The sequence below is a fragment of the Acinetobacter sp. Tol 5 genome (assembly GCF_019702905.1).
In the GTDB taxonomy this organism is placed as follows: domain Bacteria; phylum Pseudomonadota; class Gammaproteobacteria; order Pseudomonadales; family Moraxellaceae; genus Acinetobacter; species Acinetobacter bereziniae.
Window position 1 is genome coordinate 2,036,766 of sequence record NZ_AP024708.1, and the last position, 21,652, is coordinate 2,058,417.

Sequence of the window (21,652 nt, forward strand, 5' to 3'; positions counted from 1 at the left end):
TTTTAAAACACATTGGAGATTGAGTGAATATTTTAATTCAACAGGTTGATCAATTGCCTGCACAAATTCAAGATTTAGCCGCGGTTGCTGAAAAAGAAGGTTTTCAATTTATTCAACGGTTGATTGATGAGTATCAACAAGGAAAAAATAAATTTAATCGTCAAGGTGAATTTTTACTGGTTGCATTTAATGGCGATAAACTGATTGCTTGTGGCGGTCTCAATATTCAAATGAGCGAAGATAGTGAGACCAATCAAAAGCCTGAAACACAGCATAAAATCGGTCGTGTACGTCGTTTCTATGTGTTACCTGAATATCGTAAAAGCGGTATAGGTAAGCGTTTATTGCAAGACCTCGAAAAAAAAGCAAAATCTCATTTTTCTGCACTGTGCTTAAATAGCGAAAAAGATGCAGCTCCATTTTATCAAAAGCAAAATTATGTATTTGTTGAAAATCATCCCAATTATAACTATTTCAAATACTTGATATAGTGAATTGAAAATCTTTGCCCAATAATGAGCCTTTAATTAAAGATTAGAAGAATCAATAAGTAGACATGCGCATCATCTGAACTCATGTAGGGGCTTTATGCTTTTGGGGATTGATCTAAATTAATCTCCAAAACTTAAATATTGATTTTTATAATTTTATTTTTCAATAAGCTATAGTCAATCTGTTGAAAAATCCATATAGTAAATATAATTTCTAGATCAATAAAATCATTGCGATAAAGATATTGTTTGATGATATAAAGCTTGCAATACAAAGCTTTATATCTAAAGTTTAAATTGGTTTGTGTAGGCGATGCTTCGCTTTTCATAACCACTTTTTTGTTGAACAACATTCTTGCACTGCAAACAAAGCAGTGCGTTGTTTTTGCTCACATATCTACGCTCAACATGGCGACATCCATGTCGCCTCACGATAGAAAGACCATCGATGATTCAAAATGCAAAAATTAAACTAATCACCAAAAGTTTCTGACGCTTATATAAAAAATCAGATTCAAGTCATTATCAATAAAAAAATTAAGTTTTACAGTGATGATCGAATCTTTTGATCATCACTTTTTTTATTTAACTCATTGCTCATTCTTGATATTTCAACGACGAGTCCTGATTAATCCTGATTGATTTACTAAGAATTAGTGTTAGGAATGAATCGCATTTATTTAAGTTTCAGTTATACTTAAACGTATAGATAAACATTTAATATTGGAGATCGCATGACTGTAGATGTCACTGAAACCTTATCTCAAACTGTTCATCCTGCGTTTCAGCTGGTACGTCAACACCATGTAGAAGCTTTAGACATTTTAGTGTCTGAATATAAACATAAAGTGACTGGTGCAATGCACTACCATTTGGCAACCGATCACGACGAAAATGTGTTTCTGGTTGCTTTCCGTACTCAACCGATGGATTCAAAGGGTGAGGCACATATCTTAGAGCATACTGCGTTATGTGGTTCAGAGAAATTCCCTGTACGTGATCCATTTTTTCTGATGATTCGACGTTCTTTAAATACATTTATGAATGCATTTACTGCGGCGGATTGGACAGCGTATCCATTTGCGACACAAAACAAAAAAGACTTCCAAAACCTGTTGGAAGTTTATATGGATGCTGCTTTTGCTGCTAATTTAAATCCTTTGGATTTTGCACAAGAAGGCATTCGTATTGAGCTGGAAGATGGTCAGCCAGTTTATAAGGGTGTGGTATTTAATGAGATGAAAGGTGCAATGAGTTCACCTTCTGATCAACTTTATCACCAGTTGGCACATCATTTATTCCCGAAAACCACTTACCATTATAATTCTGGTGGTGATCCTAAGGATATTCCAGACTTGAGTTATGATGAGTTGGTGACTTTCTATAAATCACATTATCACCCAAGCAATGCAATCTTCATGACTTTTGGTGATCAATCTGCCTATCATTTACAAGAGCAGTTTGAAAAGTTAGCACTTTCTAAGTTTACAAAAGGCGAAACGATCTATTCAAAAGAAGAGCAACGTTTAACGGCACCAATTGAAGTACAAGAAACGTATGCGGTTGATGCAGAAGATTTAAAAGATAAGACATACCATATTTTGTCGTGGTTATTGCCAAAAACCAGTGATGTTAAATTACGTTTAGGTATGCGTTTGGTTGAAGGGATTTTATTAGAAAACTCTGCTTCACCACTACGTCATTATCTTGAGACTTGTGGTTATGCGCAGTCTACCGGTCCAATCATGGGTGTAGATGATTCAAACTATGAGATGACTTTTTATTGTGGTGTACAAGGCTCCAATCCTGAACATGCCGAAGCATTTAGACAAGGTGTGTTGAACATTCTACAAGACGTTGCTTCAAAACCAATTGACAAAGATATGGTTGATGCGATTTTACATCAAATTGAATTGCATCAACGTGAAATCAGTGGTGATGGTACTCCATATGGTTTAACACTGATTTTGAATGGTCTAGGTAGCGCAATTCATCACAATGACCCAATTCATGCATGGGACGTAGATACCGTTATTGCTGAAGTCAAAGAAGAGCTCAAAGATCCAATGTGGTTATCGAACTTAATTCAAGTTCATTTATTGGATAATCCACATCGTGTACAAATGACCCTTGTACCAGATGCAAATAAATCTGCACTGGAAGCACAAGAAGAGAAAGCACGTTTGGCAAAAATTGGTGCTGCTTTAACGGATGCTGATAAAGCTGAAATTATTGCACAAACAGAAGCTTTAAAAGTTCGTCAAGAGACTCCCGATGATTTAGATCTATTGCCTAAAGTGGGTTTGGAAGATATTCCAGCTGAGTTGCCAATTGTACAAGGTCAATTGCGTGAGATTATCTGTAATGGTATTGATACGCCATTGAATTTGTATCATGCAGGCACTAATGGTATTTACTATCAACAAGTGCTGATTCAAATTCCTGATCAAATTGTAAAATCACCTTATTTCAACTTATTGTCCGTTTTAATGGGGGAAGTTGGTGCTGGTGAATATGATTATTTGCAACTTCAACAACTTCAAACTGCGGTGAGTGGCGGTTTAGGCATGGGCGCATCATTGCGTTCTAAAACCGATGATAAAGGTCAAATTAGTGCTTGGTTAACCCTGACCACTAAATCATTGACAGATAGATTTGATGCCATTGGTTTACTCAAGCTTGCTTTTGAGCAATTACGTTTTGATGAGAAAGATCGCATTATCGAACTGTTACAACAACGTAAGACACGTTGGGCTTCACGTTTGTCTGGCTCTGGTCATAGTTATGCAATGCAAATTGCATCGCGTCAGATGAGTGCTCTGGCAAAACGTGATTATGATAATACAGGCTTGGGTGCTTTAAATTGGTTGGGTGATCTGGTTGCTAAAATTGAAAATGATGAAGTGGCTTATGATGAATTCATTGAAGAACTAAAATCAATTCATCGTGGTTTAATGCTTGCACCAAAACAGTTCTTATTGGTGTGTGAAGAACATCATTCAGAACGTCTGGTTGAAGAAGTCCAAATCGTTTGGGATAAATTGAGTGTAGATCAAGCACCAGTATATTTGTCTAAGGTTGAGCAAGATGACAGTCATGCTGATCAAGCTTGGTTGATTCAAGCCAATGTCCAGTTCTGTGCCTCTGCGTATCAAGCGGTGGAAGTTTCACATCCAGATGCTGCACCTTTGATGGTTCTGGCTGGTTATTTACGTAATGGCTTCTTACACAGTGCAATCCGTGAAAAAGGCGGTGCATATGGGGGGGGAGCGAGTTATGATGGCAATGCATGTTCTTTCCGCTTTTATAGTTATCGCGACCCTCGTCTTGCAGAAACATTCCAAGACTTTGAAGCAAGTTTGGATTGGTTGTTGAACAAGGAGCAGCATGCTTATCAACTTGAAGAAGCAATTCTGGGGTTGGTTTCAAGTATGGATAAACCTGGTTCTCCAGCAGGTGAAGCAATCACGGCATGTTATGCCTTGCTTCATGGACGCACTCCTGCGTTTAGAAAGCAATTACGTGAACGATTATTAAACGTTACTATTGACGATCTTAAGCGTGTAACACAAACTTATTTGGTTGAGCAAAAGCCTGTAAAAGCAGTCGTAGCACCAGTTGCCAAAAAAGAATTGTTAGAACAATTAGGTTTTGAAATTAAAAAAGTAAATTAACTCAAAATAAATTCTTTCTGGAGAAATCTATGTCGTTCAAAAGTTTTGAACGTACACCAGTGAATCTGAGCATCTTAATGATGCTCAGTTTTGGTTTGGTGACCACTGTTTATGCAGACGATGCGGCTCAAGTGAATCCTGCAAGCACTCAAGCTTGTGTGGCACTAGAATCAAATGCTGATCGTTTAGCCTGTTACGATAAGATATTTAAAACGCCTGCAGTTCCTGCGCAAGTACTGGTTTCAGAACAACGGGCAGCGATGGACATCGAGAAAGCAAAGCCAGAGCCAGTAACGCTTAAAGAAAAAATTGGGCAAACTGCTGAAAATTTATTTGCCATTCATGGTGATAAGATTGACCCAAACACATCGTTATTGGATCGCCGTTGGGAGTTGTCTCAAGACAGTAAGTTGGGCACATGGAATATTCGTGCACATCAACCTGTTTATTTGCTTCCTGCTTTCTGGACCAGCAAGAAAAATGAATTCCCACATAGTCCAAATCCACAGAATACTGTAGATGAAGATCAAAATTTAAAATCAATGGAAGCTAAATTCCAAATTTCCTTAAAAACTAAGGCGGTGGAAAATCTGTTTGGAAATAATGGTGATCTTTGGCTGGGCTATACACAATCTTCGCGTTGGCAGGTTTATAACAGTGAAGAGTCTCGTCCATTTCGTGAAACAAACTATGAGCCTGAAGCAAGCTTGATGTTTAGAACCAATTATAATTTATTGGGTTTAAATGGTCGTTTGCTTGGATTAACCTTAAATCACCAATCCAATGGTCGTTCCGATCCGCTTTCACGTAGTTGGAACCGTGTGATTTTAAATCTTGGTTTTGAAAAAGATAATTTTGCCTTAATGGTTCGTCCATGGTATCGCATCGAGGAAGATTTCAAAGACGATAATAATCCAGATATTAAGAACTATATCGGGCGTGGCGATTTAACTGCATTCTACCGTTGGAATGATAATGACTTTTCACTGATGCTGCGCCACTCTTTAAAAGGTGGTGATGATTCACATGGTGCGATGCAATTTGATTGGGCGTTTCCAATCAAAGGTAAACTTCGTGGGCATTTTCAATTGTTTGATGGTTATGGTGAGAGTTTGATTGATTATAATCATCGTGCAACTTATGTCGGCTTAGGTGTTTCTTTGATGAATTGGTACTAGTGATGATTGATGTTTAAATTATCTCTTTGTGTGAAAGAAACGGCGCTAGATTTTAATATTTAAGTCATTTGAGCGGTATTTTTCATCGTACAAATATGATAGAAATGAAAACTTACTTAGCTGTATTAGAGAGGTAATTTATATGGATATCTATCTCTAATGACTAAAAATGATAAAGCAAGTTTGGATCAAGTCTAATGTCAAATGAACAGATTAGCGCACATGATGCTAATTTATATGCCATCAATAACCGTTTAACCTTTAGACTCTTTCAACTCGGCAATACGCTTGATCGGATGAGTAGTAAAGAACTTGGTGTTTCTCCAGTGCATTGGGCTGTACTTGGGGCATTGTCAAGAGAGCAGGTAAGAGAAGGAATGTCTTTTTCTGATTTGACAGAATATCTTGGAGTAAGCCGACAAAATTTAGATGGTGTTCTTAAGCGTTTAGAGCGTGACCAACATGTCATTCGTTTTGCGGATCAAATTGATCGCCGTGCTAAGAAAGTGATGTTAACAGAACAGGGGCACGTATTCTGGAATCAGTTGCAACTGAAAGTATATGAATTTTATCGTCAAGCGATGGATGGTTTTTTATTTGATGATAAAGTCACTTTTGTGCATTTCTTGAATAAATTAAATAAAGGGATGCAGAGTGTAGAGCTTAAAGATCAAGAATAAAGCTGTGAAGTTTAAAAGAGTTTAAACGCTTTCTTCAAAAGAAAAGCCACGTCTACAAGATGACGTGGCTTTTCTTTTTATTAGCATTTCATTAATTGTACTAGCTCAGGCTTGCTTGTTTCTCTTCATCTTCCTGTTTGATTTTTTGCTCAGGTTCAACTAAAAAGCCACCAGTCTGTCTTTGCCACAAGTGAGCATAAATCCCATTTTGAGCAATCAACTCTTCATGTGTGCCTTGTTCTGCAATATGACCTTGATCTAAGACAATTAAGCGATCCATCTGTGCAATAGTTGAAAGGCGATGAGCAATTGCAATGACTGTTTTATTTTCCATCAACTCATCAAGGCTGGATTGAATCGCAGCTTCCACCTCAGAGTCCAAGGCGCTGGTAGCTTCATCTAAAATTAAAATCGGTGCATCTTTTAAAAATACACGTGCAATTGCAATACGTTGACGCTGACCACCAGAAAGCTTTACACCACGCTCACCAACATAGGCATCGTAACCTGTACGTCCTCTTAAATCGGAAAGTTGAGGAATAAACTCATCAGCTTTTGCTTTACGTACTGCTTCATACATTTCTTCATCAGTCGCATCTGGGCGACCATATTTAATATTTTCGGCAACTGTACGATGTAATAATGAAGTGTCTTGTGTCACAAGTGCGATATTTTTTCTCAAGCTGTCTTGAGTAACATCTTCAATATTTTGACCATCAATGCTGATTTTGCCATTATTGATGGTGTAGAAATGTAGCAATAACTGAATCAGTGTTGATTTACCTGCCCCAGAGCGACCCACAATACCAATCTTTTCACCTGGTTGAATATTCAAATTAAATTGATCAATCACATTTTTACTGTTGTAGGCAAAAGTGACATCATCAAATCGGATATTGCCTTGGCTTACCACAAGCGGTTTTGCATCCTCTTTATCTTGAATGTTAATCGGGCGACCAAGCGTTTGCATACCATCTTGAATTGTCCCTACATTTTCGAACAGGGCAGAAGTTTGCCACATCATAAACTCAGCCATGCTGTTTAATTTAAGAATCATAGCAGTGGTTGCGGCAATCACACCGATGGCAGCTTGACCCTGTAGCCATAACCAAACTGCGGTCCCCAAAACCCCAAAAAATAAAACCGCAGTCAGTAAATTAATGCAAATTTCATATGAAGTACCTAAACGCATTTGTTTAAAGACAGTGCGCATAAATTCTTTCATTGATTCTTTTGCATATTGGCTTTCACGCCCTGCATGTGCAAATAATTTTACAGTTTGGATGTTGGTATAGGCATCGGTCACTCGACCTGTCATCACTGCGCGAGCATCTGCTTGTTCTTTGGAAATACGTCCTAATCTTGGAATAAAATATTTTGCTGCACTGATAAATAGTGCTAACCAAACCAGAAGTGGAATCAGTAAAATTGGAGAAATTGAGCCTAATACAATACTGATGGTAATAAAGTAAATCACGACATAAGTGACCATATCACCCAAGATTACCCAGAACTCACGCACAGCAAGCGCAGTTTGCATGACTTTGGCTGACAAACGCCCTGCAAAATCATTGTGGAAAAAGTCCAAACCGTGACGAAGCAATAGATTATGGAATCTCCAACGTAAACGCATCGGAAAACTGCTGTACAAAATTTGATGTCTGACAATGGATTGCATATTGGCGAAAAAAATATTCGCTAATAAGATAAGTGAGAGTACAACCAAATTTTGCTGGTGATTGGTCAAAAACGCTTCAGGTTTTGATTGTGTCAACCAATCAACGAGATGACCAATTTGTGAAAAAAATAGTGCTTCAAAGCTGGCTGTTGCAGCAGTGAAGAGTATTAAGATTAATAAATAGCGTTTAACACCAGTGGCAGCCTGCCAAACAAAAGCAAAGAATGTCGTAGGTAATGGTTCGTTTAAACCTTTCGATGGATATGGATCTACTAACTTTTCAAACCATTGCAGCAACATAAAATCCTCATGGAAATTTTATAGATTGATTAAATTATAGCGGTGAAGTGATGTCATTGACTGAAATGCTGGAATCAGTTTAAGCAAAATTCAGCAATATTGGGAGAGTAAAAAAGTGAAATTGATTGTATCGTTTTAGTGGGGATTACACCAGTTTTTTATATCGAAAAAAAGCGATTTGATTTATTGATCATGTCAATTATATCTTTGATGGATCTGTTTGAATCACTGGAATGGATATTCAATCGTTGAATATCCAATTTGACGTGAGTCGGCGAGGCTTATCTTAAAATGCTTTTATCAATGTCCTGAATATTCACTTTCCCACAGAATGCCATACTTAAATCCAGTTCTTTTTGAATGATTTCCAAGACGCGATATACACCTTGTTCTCCATAAGCACCTAAACCATAAATAAATGCTCGACCAATTAAACAGCCTTTAGCACCTAAAGCGATGGCTTTTAAAACATCTTGTCCACTACGGATTCCACTATCAATATAGACTTCTGTTTTGTCTCCGACAGCGAGTACAATTTCCTCAAGAACTGAAATGCTTGATGGAGCACTATCCAGTTGTCGACCACCATGATTGGAAACAACAATTGCATCTGCTCCAGCATTTACAGCAGCGATCGCATCGTCCACTTCCATAATGCCTTTGATAATCAGTTTACCGCCCCATTGTTGTTTGACCCATTCGACATCTCTCCAGCTTAACTTCATGTCAAATTGCTCAGTTGTCCATGCAGCTAGAGAACCCGTATTACTGATCCCATCGACATGTCCGACGATGTTACCAAAGCTTCTTCTTGGTGTCTTAAGCATAGCTAAGCACCAAACGGGTTTGGTGCACATATTGATAAGATTGCCCAAGGTTAATTTTGGAGGTGCTGATAAGCCATTTTTAATGTCTTTATGACGTTGTCCCATGATTTGTAAATCAGCCGTTAACACCAATGCAGAACATTTAGCATTTTTTGCACGTTGAATAAGCTGTTGCATAAAATGTCGATCTTTCATCATGTACAGCTGAAACCAAAAAGGTTGTGTAGTTGCGGCAGCGACATCTTCAATCGAACAAATACTCATGGTCGACATAATATAAGGAATACCAAATTTTTCAGCAGCTTTGGCAGCAAGAATTTCGCCATCGGCATGTTGCATGCCAATTAAACCAGTAGGCGCCAATGCCACCGGCATGGAAACAGATTGTCCTAACATTTCGGTTTTCACGGAACGATTGTTCATGTCCACCAAAACCTTTTGTCGGAACAAGTATTTTTTAAAATCCTCACTATTTTGCTGCCATGTCTGTTCAGTCCATGAACCTGAATCACAATAATCAACAAACATTTTAGGAACACGTCGATGATAAATTTCACGCATATCTGCAACGCAGGTGATTTTTTGTAATGTGGTCATGATGATTCCTTGTTAATTGTGCAATTGCAATTCAAATTGTTATTAGGGATGAGTGATAAGGATTATTCTAAGACGATTATTTTAACAATAAGTAAAAAAATAGATGAAAAGTAAACTAAATGGTTGAATTTTATTCACTGGTTTTGACTCAGTCATGTTTCATATAAACCCTGTATTGTTGCTTATTCATACAGTGTTTTATTTGTTAATGTAAAAATGTAGTTCAGTTTTTGTTGTATATCTTGTCATATATTTTTAAAGATAAAGACTCAAGAACTTCTTGGAGGAAAGGGTACTGCTATTTTTTGGTTTTAGGTTTTAAATCATTTATCGACAGAATTAATCCAAACAGTAGCGGTGTGCTGAGCACACATAAAGCAACAAATGAAATGCTATCGCCATACTCTAGGTTATAGAGCAACAAGGCAATGACAATGCAAATGAATGCAGTGAGTTTTACAGATTTAACATGTTTGCTAAGCACAGAAAATCGACTCTTCTGTGTTTTATTAATCTGTTTAGAACTGACAAGGTAAAGTCCATAACTTGCTATTAAAATCAATAATGATGCAAGAGCAAATATCATGAGCTTATTTCCTGAATTTGTTTATGGGCTAATTTTTTCTGAATTTTTGCCACAGCTTTATTTTGAATTGGTGTAATTTTTTGATGTAAAAATATACCTAAGAACGCAATCATCCAAATCATGACATCTACACGCAGGAATAACCAATAATCATAGATTGAATGAATATAATGGTTTGAAATAAGATAATAGAGATTGAAAATTGGCAATGCTAATGTCATTACAATAATTAGTTTAAGCTGTGTTTTCCACAAATATTGCTGTTTAGAAACTAGAGCAATAATCAAGCTGAATAGCCATAAATAGAAAAAAGTATAGATTTCATAATTAGGACCATCTGCTTTTATACTGACAATTCGGTTGGCATATAAGTAACCTAACATGGCAATCGGTAAGCCAAGAATCAGTGCTGTGTTTAATCGATTGACCAAGTAGTGTCCAAAGTGAAATTGGTCATTTTTCTTTTGAAGTTGGCGTTTTAGGCTCCATAATAATAAACCAGAGGCAATCATTGCACAGCCCAGCAAGCCAGAAAAGAACAAAGCTAATCGCAAAAGTGGTTGAGCAAAATTTGCCATATGCAAACCATACATGCTCGCATTTAATGTTGCGATGGCACTGTTATTACGCGTGTTGCCTAAGATTGTGCCTGTAGCGCCATTAAAACTCATTTGTGCTTGATTTCGAGTGATGGAATGGTCTTCCAAAGCTGTGACTGTTACTTTGGCTAATTGTGTGTTCGGTTGGTCCACAGCGATATGATCAAAACTGGTTTTTCCCCATTGTTGTTGCGCTTGTTGGAGAAAGTACTGAATTGGTTTCATCTTTTCAGGTATTACAGTTTGGTCTTTCGCTGTTGTTGAAATATTGCGAATCTCATCGAAATATTGAAATGGATTTTCTGGATAAGATTTTTTCATACCCGCAGGAAAGAGTAAGTAGAAAAAGATAGCTAGCCCTGTAAAGGTAATGGTTAAGAAAAAAGGCAATGCAATGACAGAGCTCATATTGTGGAAATCCAAATACGAGCGTTGACCTTTAAAGGCTCTTAAAGTAAAGAATTCAGTGAATATTTTTTTATGCGTAATGATGCCCGAAATTAAGGTAATAAACATAATCAGTGCAGCAAAGGTAACAATTAAACGTCCAATTGCATAGGGAATGCCATATAACTGATAATGGAAACTATAAAAAAAATCGCCGCCTTGTGTTGCAGAAAGACTGAGTTCTTGACCAGTATTGGCATCTAAAGTTTTACTTTCGTATCCACCATCTGCTTTTTGCCAATAAATCTTATTGACTGGGCTATTCGGATTGGCGATACCGATATACCAACTTTTAGCATTGGGTGCATTTTTCTGTAGATAATCATAAGCAGATTGCACAGCCGTTTGTTGATTGACTTGCATACTGGCAAATTGTGGTTGCATCCACATATTCACTTCATGCCGATAGTAAGTCACAGTGCCGGTTAAAAAAATTGCAAACAGTAACCAACCAAAACTCAGACCAATCCAAGAGTGTAACCATGCCATAGATTGACGAACAGATTTATGCATGAGCTAACCTATGAATTTTGAAAAGAGAAAGAGGGCAATCATGAGTATGAAGCTGATTATCGACAACTTTTTTAGAGAATGTACACAAAAACTGATAATCACAAAAACAATGTAAAAAAACAGTGCGATAAATGCGGCCAAATAAATAGACTCGGCTTTTGCCAAGTAAGGATAAAATACATCAATCAATGCGACTGATAATAAATAGCTACCTGCATAGCCAATACCAAATGCCAGTATAAAGCGGTATAACACTGATAAGGGGTAAAGAACAGTTTGCATAAAGGGCACTTTTTTACAATTAAAAACGCCTTAATCACTTAGGACTAAGGCGAGTTCCGATTAATATTTAAATTTTACAGCAACACTATAGTTGGCTGGTGCACCATAAAATGCCTGACCATCTGGAAAACTGTATAAATATTTTTTGTCTGTTACATTGTTTGCATTAGCCTGTAGCGATATATGATTGTTTAAATCATAACTGGTCATCAGATTCACTAACGCATATGCATCTTGGGTAATTGTACTATTGATTGAGGAATCATACAGCTTGGTGGCTTCTTGCCATTGCAATGATGCACCCACTTTAAGTTTTGGTAACGCAGGTACAGTATAGGTGGTCAAAAGATTAATGGTCTGATTCGGATTATAGGTCCGTGCATCACCACCATTTTTTAAATCTTTTAAGCTAAATTGGCTATAACCAAATGCGATATTTAAGTGATCAGTTAGTTGCCCAGCCAAACCAACTTCAACACCTTGAGAGCGTAAGTCGCTGGTTTCCACCTTACGATTGAGTGGGTTTCCATCAGAATTGCGTAGAGGATAATTCGTTTGTTCTGTACGGAACACAGCCAAGGTTCCAGTAAGTTTGTCATCTAGCCATGAACTCTTAATACCCGCCTCATAACTTTCACCCTCAACAGGCTTGAGTGCTTTATTATCCGTTCCTAATCCAGATTGTGGACGGAAAATAGAGGTATAGCTTAAATAACCAGTATATTCTGGAGTGAAGTTATAGGTAATTCCAGCATAGGGTGATACTTTGTTTTCATCATAAGTGGCTGGCTTGTTGTAATTATAACCCTCACTTTTCGCTTGAACATAATTTAAACCAAGTAATAGTTTTAAATCATCATTTAAGTGCAGGCGTGTCGCTGCATATACTGAATTGAGCTTTTGCGTATAATTTGAGGCATCACTAAAAGCTGACCAAGTGATTGATTGAGGTGTCCAACTTGCCCAATTGGTAGTTAGTTGACGTGCATACCCAAGAGAATCGTCATTTTTAATATTACTATCGTTGATAAAACCATTAGATTCTTGGTCATGCTGTTTACTTTGCAGGTAACTATAACCTAGAGTTGCTTCATGCTCACGACCAAATAGTGAATATGAGCCTTGTACATTCAAATCAGCAAAATGACTTTTTAGACTTTCTTTGCCACCCCAAGCAGTAAGAGCGACATCTCCACCATTTTGATCAGGATAACCATAATAATAGAGTAAGTTACTGTTATGATCGGTTTGGGTATAATTATAGCTAAGCTTGGCTGTCCATTTTTCATTAATCTTTTGCTTTAACTCTGCAAAAGCATTTTGTGTTTTGTTGTCCCAATATGCCCAATCTGGATTGGGGTTATAATCACGGTTATAAGAAAGTTGCTTTCCATCTGCACCTAGAAGTGGCAAAGCACCCCAGTTATTTGCATTTGGTTTATTTTGTTGTTGACTATAACCTACGGTAAGTAGGGTGGAATCTGTCAGGTCTGCATCAATGATGCCTGAAAAGCCATTCTTCTCTGATGAATAACGATCGAGATAAGAATCCCCAGTTTGCTCGTAGCCCATCAAGCGACCACGAATGCTACCATCTTTATTCAACGCACCAGAAACATCTGCCTCATAACGTTGAGTATTCCAAGAACCATAACTGATACCCGCATTGGCTTGAAACTCTTGTGTTGGTCGTTTACGAATATAATCGATGGTTGCACTTGGATCACCAAAGGCATTGGTCAGTGCATCTGCACCTTTAATCACATCGATTCGATCATAAAAATAAGTGTCCGGATTGGTGTTGTTATAATTATAACTGCTTGAAGGGAATCCAACCCCATCCGTTAATAGATTTGAGATTTCAAAACCACGAGCAGTATAGGTTGAGCGCTCAGTTTCTTGATTGCTGACAGTGATTCCAGGCGTATTACTCAAGGCATCTCTGGTGCTATTCATTGCAAAATCATTCATTTGCTGCCGTGTAACGACATTGACTGTTTGCGGAGTTTCTTTAACAGGGATATTCAGCTTGGCAGCGCTGGTTGATTTTTTAACAATATACGATTTGCTTTGCTCGGAGCTTAATTCCGTTTGTTCAGCTGTCGCTTGAACGGAAATCGTAGGTAAGTTTTGTAAATCTTCGGCAAAACTTTGTTGTACAGTGAATACGGCTAAACTCATGAGCGAGAGTTTAAAGCGGGTTGGGAGAGAGTTGATCATTGTGGTCTTAAATGATAATAATTATCGCTTAGTTTATTGTTTGTCTATCTGTGAGACAATAGTCGGCTAATTGAAAATATAAATAGAAAATAGATTAATGATAGAAAACTGAGTGAATTGTCATCCAACATCATAGTTATAAGCCGTTCCAATCCGTATCAGGCTTTATCCTGATTGTATAAAGGCATTGCGGTGAAACTAATTTGACTATGCTATGATGCATGTATACTGCAAAATGGGAAGAATATCTTGCAAAATCGGAAGCTTAAAATTGGAATTGTGGTCGGTGAAGTGTCAGGAGATACTTTAGGGGCTAAACTTATTCGTAGTTTTCGTGAACAGGGTATAGATGCTGAGTTTGAGGGGATTGGTGGACCTCAAATGATCGCGGAAGGATTCAACAGTTTTTATCCAATGGATATTTTATCTGTAATGGGGATTGTGGAAGTCCTTAAAGATTTAAAAAAGCTGTTTGCGGTACGTGATGGTTTGGTTGAAAAATGGTCTGTCAATCCAGTCGATATTTTTATTGGTATTGATGCTCCAGATTTTAATCTACGTTTGTCGAAGAGTTTAAAACAAAAAAATCTGCCAATTAAAACGGTTCAATATGTCAGCCCATCCGTTTGGGCGTGGCGACAAGGACGTGTGCATGGGATTAAAGCTTGCATCGATCTCGTGCTTTGTTTATTTCCTTTTGAAAAAAGCTTCTATCAAAAATTTGCAATTCCTGCTGCATTTGTGGGACATCCGCTTGCCAGTCAGCTGCCTTTACAAAATCCAATCTTGGATGCCAAACAAGAGCTGGGTTTAGATCTCAGTCAAAAGCACATTGCGTTATTGCCCGGAAGTCGCCGTGGTGAAATTGAACGACTTGGACCTTTGGTTTTAGATGCTGCAAATATTATTCATCATAAATATCCTGAGTATCAGTTTGTTATCCCTGCAATTAATGATCAGCGCAAACAACAAATTGAAGCATTATTAAAGCATTATCCAAGTGATTTGATCGCAAAAATTCACTTGTTGGAAAATACCGATAAAGAGTCAAAAATTGGTCGTCAGGTTATGAATGCTGCAAATATTGTCGCCTTGGCTTCAGGTACAGCAACTTTGGAAGCTTTATTGTTGCATCGACCAATGGTCACTTTTTATAAACTCAATTGGCTGACTTATGTGATTGCCAAATTACTGGTCAAAATTCCTTATTATTCTTTACCGAATATTATTGCGGGAAAGAAAGCAATTCAAGAATTGATTCAAAAAGATGCTACGCCTGAAAAATTAGCACATGAGATAGAAAAGTTGATGGATATTGAAACTGCTCAAATTCAGGTGATGCAGTTGATTACAATGCATAAGCAGCTTTTGGCAGGAAATAGTGAAGATCCAGTACAAGCAATTTTAGCACTGTTAAAATCATGACTATAAAGTTAATCGTTTGATTAACTGATTGAATTAATTTATTTAATTCTAGCAATATTGAGTCATAGACTTTTGATATTGGTTGTTTTCAAGTTTTCAGGAAGCCTATTGGTTTGGCAAGAAATTTAATAAAAAACTCCTCCTAGATTTAAATCAGAGAGGAGTTTTATAAATATTAAATTCGACGCAAAACGGATGATTACTCTGCCCGAACTTTAAGTTCATAACCTGTATATTTACGGATATTAATCACACCCGTATCCATAATTAAATATTGACCTTTAATCCCTTGTAATTTGCCACGAATAATTGGTGTTTTATCTAGATTGTGAGATTTAATCTTTTCAGGATAAATATCAACAGGGTAGACAAATTCACGCGGTAATTCTTCTTCAAGCAATTCAACTGTCTCGTTAAACTCAAGGTGTTGTGCAAATTCATCTCGAATGGTTTGAATTTTAGGTGCAAATTCTTGTACCAACTCATTACGTATTTCAATCAGATTAATCGGTTCAGCTTCGCCTTTTAACAACTTGCGCCAATCTGTTTTATCAGCAACCTGTGAACCAAACATCACTTCAAGTTGTCCAGATAAACGGCGTGAACCCACTTTCATAATTGGTAAAGCTTGAGTTGCGCCTTGATCTAACCAACGTGTAGGCATTTGACCTAAGCGGGTAATTCCTACTTTTAATGCACTTGAATTCGCTAGATATACAATATGCGGTTGGAAGCACACTTCATGCGCAAAATCATCTTCTCGACAGGTGCCTAAATGATAATGGCAAGTTTCAGGCTTCATAATGCACATATCGCAAGATGCTTTGGTTTTCATACATTTAAAGCAGTGACCTTGTGAATAAGACTTAGGTGTTTTCGCACCACAAGAAACACAGTATATATTTCCAGTTGCTTCAATCTCAATTTCTTGTCCCAAACTAAATGGAAGCTCGATTTCTGAGCGATCTAATATAAATTTATATTCAACATTTGCCTTATGTGTTTGCTGATCAGTTAAACTAAGGTCTTTAAGACCTGCATGCATTTTATGACAAATGCCTTGTAGTTCCATGTTTAATTACTCGCTTCAAAAAAGGTGCAGTTATGGCTGAGCAAAATGTCATTACTTCAATGCTAGACGATTTATCGCAAGAACAGCCAATTCAAACTGCATTGTGTATTGGGCAAAATTTGGCGCAATACTCTACAAATTATTCAATTCAGTGGTCCTATTTTAACGTATCTGAGTTTTTAAATCTGCCTTTTACCCAGCGATATGATTTAGGATTTGTTGTTTTAGATACTGAAGAGATGCTGGGTGTTTCAGATTTGCATAAATCGCAACTGTTGGTGAGGTTGCGTGATCTTTTAGCAAGACGAATCGTGGTGGCTTGCAGGCTCAATGATGAGCATTTGCTTCGATCACTGGGCTTTACTCAATTGATTGACAAGACCTCACATGAAAATGATTTTGCACTATGGCAATTTAATATTTTAACCTACAAACATGTACCAGACTGGTTTAATTCTAAGTTTTGGGCAAACCCTGAAAATTGGAATAAGTTTCGTTGGTAATGTCTGTGTGTGGGTGCTAAAAATTACATTAAGACATTGCAAAAATTAACAATTCCAATTTTGGTGAATATATTAAAGCCAAGTATGCTGTAGTCGTGTCATAAAACTTAAAAAAGGAAAACTTCATGACAGATTTAACAAATATTGTTGAAATTTTAGCAAAACAAGCACTTGGCGGACAACAACAATCACAAGGCGGGCTTGGTGGCGGATTAGGCGGTGTATTGGGTTCAGTGCTTGGTGGTTTGGGGGGTCAACAACAATCACAAGGCAGTGGACTGGGTGGGGTATTGGGTTCAGTCCTCGGAGGCTTAACAGGTGGTCAACAACAACAAGCACCTCAGGCAAGTGGTTTTAATGCTTCTTCTTTATTGATTGCAGTGGTTCCGCTAATTTTAGGGTGGATTCAGCAAAATGGTGGGTTGCAAGGGGCTTTGGCTAAACTGCAAGGTGCAGGTTTGGGCGGACAAGTTCAAAGTTGGGTTGATCCATCACAAGGCAATAGTAGAATAAATGTAGATCAAATTCAAAGTTTGTTTGGTGGTCAACAAGTTGAACAAGTTGCTCAACAGGCTAATGTTCCGACCAATGAAGTATATGGTGCAATTTCAACAGTGCTACCGCAAATCATTGATTCACTTACACCACAAGGTGATGCTACGGATCATAATGAAGCCAATGGCGATATTCAGAATGTATTGAACCTAGTCTCAGGTTTTATCAAATAAGCTGTATTTTTACCGAAAAAAGCCAGTTAAAGCATTTTTAACTGGCTTTTTGTTTATTTGGATTCAGGTTCTGGATCGTCACCAATAGCTTCACTGCTTTTCACTTCACCATTGGCTTTTCTTTTAATATATTTAATTTGCCCATAACCTTCAGCATACCATTCATCTAGCGTGCTATCGCCAATTTGCGAGACAAAATGACATGCATTATTGAATTTTAAAGTATTGTTGTCATTGTCAATTAAGCTGAGATTTTCAAAACCAACAAATTCAATATCAACAGTTTTATTATTTTCAGACTTGTCTGTATTGTCTAGTTGAGATTCAATAACAGCATTATAAGTCATCTGAAATTTTTGATGAGGCTTAAGGTTAGATGGAAAGGTTGGAAGAGGAGCTTGATAGGTGGTTTTGACCAATACGTCATTGGGATTTGAACCCAGTGCGGCAATACCATAATCTAAATTCGCCAACATGGTACGACCCGTGAGATCGTAGATATAATCTGTACGAACACCAGCACCTTGTCTCACAATTGCAATTGCATTCTGATCGTTAAACATCGTTGGAATAATTTGAATCTCAGTTTCATCACTGTTGTTTAAAGTGAACTGTTTATTGGCTTCTAGCTTAAAACAATCATCTGAATTGGCAGCTTTCAGCGGTTTTTCTTCTGCTACTTTTTCTGCCTGATGCTCTACATTATCATGCGGTTTGTTTTTAGAGCACGCAACAGTCAAGATTGAAAGTAAGCCGATAACAATAACAGTTTTGTTCATTTTTATCCTAGCGATAAAGTTTAATTTCACGTGGCTATTCTTAACGATAGGCACATAAAAAACAACCATATTCTTAGCAAATATGGTTGGAGTAAACTTTATATTTATGAGTGATTTATTATTCACTGATGTTACGCACTTGATTTAAATTAAGTAGGTAAAAAAGAAAAAGCTAAATTTACACGACGGAGTCTTACATCCAAAGTTTAAATTTATGGAATAGCCTTCGGCTCAAGGTACTTTTGTTTTGTCAAAAGTACCCAAAACCATTGTCATCCGCAGAACTCGTTCACTATCGTCACAATATTCAAAGTTTCGCAGAAACTTTACTTATTAGAAGGAGTCCTGCCTCAAGCAATTGCGGATGACGTTTCCGCGTATCCACATTCTTCTAGCTCCAAAATTTAATTTTAGAGTTACTGTGTAACATCAGTTATTCAGCTAATACAGTTTTATCTTCCTCTTCATCATCTTCAGTGGAGTCCATGCCTAATTCTTTGAGTTTGCGGGTTAAAGTATTACGTCCCCAACCCAATAACTCAGCAGCATGGCGTTTGCGTCCACGTGTTTGTTGTAGTGCCGCATTAATCAAGGTCCGTTCGAACATTGGCGTGGCAATGTCTAAGATTTTCATCTCGCCATTTTTGAGTTTTTGAATCGCCCATTGACCTAAAAGTTCATCCCAATGGTGTAGTGCAATACGATCAACGCCTGCTTGGATTTGTCCTTGATCGTCGGTTTTGCTGATTGGAATCTGTTTTAGTTCAGAAGGTAAATCTTCTGGGTAAACTTCACGACCCGTGATCATTACAGTCAGCCATCGGCAGGTGTTTTCCAATTGGCGCACGTTACCTGGCCAAGGAAGTTTCTGGATGTATTCTTGTGTTTCTGGGCGTAAAATTTTAGGACTTACGCCAAGTTCTTTACCAGCACGTGCCAAGAAGTGCTGAGCCAACATTGGAATATCTTCAGAACGATGTGCCAGTTTAGGAATATGAATGCGAATCACATTTAAACGATGGTATAAGTCTTCGCGGAAACGACCATCATGTACAAGTTTTTCTAAGTCTTGGTGTGTGGCAGCAACAATACGTACATCTACACGTACAGGAATATGTCCTCCAACACGATAGAATTCACCATCAGCTAAAACACGTAGCAAACGGGTTTGTGTTTCAAAAGGCATATCGCCAATTTCATCTAAAAAGAGCGTACCGCCATTGGCTTGCTCGAAGCGTCCTTGACGCTGGGTGTTGGCACCTGTAAATGCACCTTTCTCATGTCCAAATAATTCAGTTTCAATCAAATCTTTTGGAATGGCAGCCATGTTTAAAGCAATAAAAGGTTTGCTGCTTCTTGGTGAATGGCGATGTAAAGCATGAGCAACTAATTCTTTCCCTGTTCCAGACTCACCATTGATTAATACGGTGATATGAGATTGAGAGAGTCGTCCAATTGCACGGAAAACCTCTTGCATGGCAGGAGACTCACCAATGATTTCAGTAGACTGAATCGGGGTTGCTTTTGCTGATTCTTGTTGTTGTAATTTATTGATGTGTAGGATGGCACGATTGACCAGTGCAAGCGCTTCATCAATATCAAAAGGTTTTGGTAGATACTCAAAAGCACCTGTTTGATAGCTCGATACTGCAGATTCTAAGTCTGAGTGGGCTGTCATGATAATCACAGGAAGATCTGGATAACTTCCTTTGACTTTACCTAAGAAGGTGAGACCATCAATACCTGGCATTCGAATATCTGTCAGAATGACATCTGGCGCATCGGTTGGCAGTTGATCTAAAGCAGATTGTGCTTCTTCAAAACTGGTCACATCAAAACCTTCTTCTTTGAATGTTTTTTCCAAGACCCAACGCATAGCTCGGTCGTCATCGATCACCCAAATTTTATTATGCGACATGGTTAGACTCCCAAGGTAAATATAGGCTAAATACTGTTTTTCCCGGAACAGATTGGCATTCAATCATTCCGTTATGTTGATGCATGATGTTTTGTGCAATGCTTAAACCGAGTCCAGTCCCTTTGGCTCGACCGGTCACAAGTGGATAAAAGACGGATTCTAAAATTTCCTCAGGTACACCAGGACCGTTATCTTCGATATCAATACGAATAGCTGATTTATTTAATACGCCATTAATGGTGACAAGGCGTTGGATGCGTGTACGCAATATTAATTCGGGTTGATGATCAATGAAGAATTCTCGATTTTCTGTCATCGCTTGAACTGCATTGACACTAATATTCAACATGACTTGAATCAATTGATCTCGATCTGCTTTTACATCAGGTAAAGAAAGATCGTAGTCACGCGTAATTTTAATTTTTTTCTTGGTTTGATTCACGATCAGTGAACGAACGCGTTCCAATGGTTCGTGAACATTGACCGCTTCATAACTTGGAAGTTGGCGTGAGCCGAGCATGGTGTCTGCTAAGTTTCTTAAGCGGTCAACTTCACTGATAATAATATCTGTGAATTCTGCATATTGAGGATCGTTTAAACTTCGTGCTAAAAGCTGAGTTGCACCCCGAATACCGCCCAATGGATTTTTAATCTCATGTGCAACGCCACGTATGAGTTGTCGTGCGACTTGGTGTTGCTGAATAAGATTCTCTTCTTTTGAAATTTTCAACATCCGATCAATTGGATTCAATTCTATTAACAATAATGGGTGATAGGGTTTGCCAGTATTCAGTTGAGATACCGAGTAATCAACATGCATGTCTTTAAAATTGACATTGATAATCGCTTCACGGCGTGTATAGGCTTGACCTGTTTTAATGGTGTTGTTGAGTGCATCCAAAGTATTAAAGCTATCGTTTGGTGCATGCAAGATATTGATTACAGGCTGACCAGCGGCGCGAAACAAACTAATATCAAACAGGGCTTCGCAAGATGAATTGAGATAAAAAATATTTAGATTACAATCGACCAAAAGGATTGCTGTGGTTAAATTATCCACAAGCAGTCGATAGTCAATGGTTGGGTATTGATCCATTAGCAGAGCTTTCCTGTCTTAAAATAGCGCAATGGCATCTGCACCTCTATTCTATTTAT

Annotated in this window: 17 protein-coding genes; 7 read left to right on the top strand and 10 right to left on the bottom strand. The window is 37.8% G+C overall.

The genetic code is table 11. The features are described 5' to 3' along the window. Positions 1-23 precede the first annotated feature (23 nt). From TOL5_RS09440 to TOL5_RS09455, 4 genes are all read left to right on the top strand, one after another. Positions 24-491 (top strand): GNAT family N-acetyltransferase, encoded by a 468-nt coding sequence (locus TOL5_RS09440; RefSeq protein ID WP_005031989.1) that lies wholly within the window; start codon positions 24-26, stop codon positions 489-491. A 734-nt stretch (positions 492-1,225) separates the two neighbouring features. After that, entirely contained in the window at positions 1,226-4,165 is a 2,940-nt protein-coding gene (locus TOL5_RS09445) for an insulinase family protein (RefSeq protein ID WP_009584767.1), read from the top strand. A 29-nt stretch (positions 4,166-4,194) separates the two neighbouring features. Next, positions 4,195-5,343, top strand: coding sequence for a phospholipase A (locus tag TOL5_RS09450; protein ID WP_004830448.1), 1,149 nt, complete (start codon positions 4,195-4,197; stop codon positions 5,341-5,343). Positions 5,344-5,540: 197 nt separating this feature from the next. Beyond that, positions 5,541-6,023 (top strand): MarR family winged helix-turn-helix transcriptional regulator, encoded by a 483-nt coding sequence (locus TOL5_RS09455; RefSeq protein WP_004830449.1) that lies wholly within the window; start codon positions 5,541-5,543, stop codon positions 6,021-6,023. Positions 6,024-6,123: 100 nt separating this feature from the next. Here the strand turns inward: TOL5_RS09455 and TOL5_RS09460 are convergent, their stop codons facing one another. From TOL5_RS09460 to TOL5_RS09480, 6 genes are all read right to left on the bottom strand, one after another. Continuing rightward, the gene (locus TOL5_RS09460) at positions 6,124-7,998 is read right to left on the bottom strand and encodes an ABC transporter ATP-binding protein (protein WP_049044323.1); all 1,875 of its coding nucleotides are present in this window, start codon (positions 7,996-7,998) and stop codon (positions 6,124-6,126) included. 284 nt (positions 7,999-8,282) lie between these two features. Further along, positions 8,283-9,425, bottom strand: coding sequence for an alpha-hydroxy acid oxidase (locus TOL5_RS09465; RefSeq protein ID WP_121774590.1), 1,143 nt, complete (start codon positions 9,423-9,425; stop codon positions 8,283-8,285). Between the two features lie 298 nt (positions 9,426-9,723). Further along, positions 9,724-10,011, bottom strand: coding sequence for a hypothetical protein (locus TOL5_RS09470; protein WP_005031974.1), 288 nt, complete (start codon positions 10,009-10,011; stop codon positions 9,724-9,726). Continuing rightward, entirely contained in the window at positions 10,008-11,570 is a 1,563-nt protein-coding gene (locus tag TOL5_RS09475; RefSeq protein WP_151804092.1) for a PepSY-associated TM helix domain-containing protein, read from the bottom strand. The genes TOL5_RS09470 and TOL5_RS09475 overlap by 4 nt, the downstream gene beginning before the upstream one ends. A 3-nt stretch (positions 11,571-11,573) precedes the next feature. Continuing rightward, complete coding sequence (locus tag TOL5_RS22460; protein WP_121774589.1) at positions 11,574-11,852, bottom strand: hypothetical protein; 279 nt, start codon at positions 11,850-11,852, stop codon at positions 11,574-11,576. 60 nt (positions 11,853-11,912) lie between these two features. Beyond that, positions 11,913-14,072 carry a TonB-dependent siderophore receptor gene (locus TOL5_RS09480; protein ID WP_121774588.1) on the bottom strand — a complete coding sequence of 720 codons (2,160 nt, stop codon included), beginning with the start codon at positions 14,070-14,072 and terminating at the stop codon, positions 11,913-11,915. A gap of 249 nt (positions 14,073-14,321) precedes the next feature. Between TOL5_RS09480 and lpxB the strand changes: the two genes are divergently transcribed. After that, positions 14,322-15,497: a lipid-A-disaccharide synthase gene (lpxB, locus tag TOL5_RS09485; protein WP_058968943.1), complete on the top strand. Its 1,176-nt coding sequence runs from the start codon at positions 14,322-14,324 to the stop codon at positions 15,495-15,497. 199 nt (positions 15,498-15,696) lie between these two features. Here lpxB and TOL5_RS09490 read toward each other — a convergent pair whose 3' ends face one another. Further along, the gene (locus TOL5_RS09490) at positions 15,697-16,569 is read right to left on the bottom strand and encodes a DUF2797 domain-containing protein (RefSeq protein ID WP_005031961.1); all 873 of its coding nucleotides are present in this window, start codon (positions 16,567-16,569) and stop codon (positions 15,697-15,699) included. A 32-nt stretch (positions 16,570-16,601) separates the two neighbouring features. Here TOL5_RS09490 and TOL5_RS09495 point away from each other — a divergent pair, with 32 nt between their 5' ends. Both TOL5_RS09495 and TOL5_RS09500 read left to right on the top strand, forming a co-directional pair. Further along, positions 16,602-17,072 (top strand): DUF6231 family protein, encoded by a 471-nt coding sequence (locus tag TOL5_RS09495; RefSeq protein WP_121774587.1) that lies wholly within the window; start codon positions 16,602-16,604, stop codon positions 17,070-17,072. 125 nt (positions 17,073-17,197) lie between these two features. Next, entirely contained in the window at positions 17,198-17,800 is a 603-nt protein-coding gene (locus TOL5_RS09500; RefSeq protein ID WP_121774586.1) for a YidB family protein, read from the top strand. 53 nt (positions 17,801-17,853) lie between these two features. Here the strand turns inward: TOL5_RS09500 and TOL5_RS09505 are convergent, their stop codons facing one another. From TOL5_RS09505 to glnL, 3 genes are all read right to left on the bottom strand, one after another. Beyond that, positions 17,854-18,579, bottom strand: a complete 726-nt coding sequence (locus TOL5_RS09505; protein WP_046760793.1) for a hypothetical protein — start codon at positions 18,577-18,579, stop codon at positions 17,854-17,856. A 433-nt stretch (positions 18,580-19,012) separates the two neighbouring features. Then, entirely contained in the window at positions 19,013-20,497 is a 1,485-nt protein-coding gene (glnG, locus tag TOL5_RS09510; protein ID WP_004830464.1) for a nitrogen regulation protein NR(I), read from the bottom strand. Beyond that, the gene (glnL, locus tag TOL5_RS09515; RefSeq protein WP_004830465.1) at positions 20,487-21,593 is read right to left on the bottom strand and encodes a nitrogen regulation protein NR(II); all 1,107 of its coding nucleotides are present in this window, start codon (positions 21,591-21,593) and stop codon (positions 20,487-20,489) included. Before glnL ends, glnG begins: the two co-directional genes overlap by 11 nt. Positions 21,594-21,652: the final 59 nt, after the last annotated feature.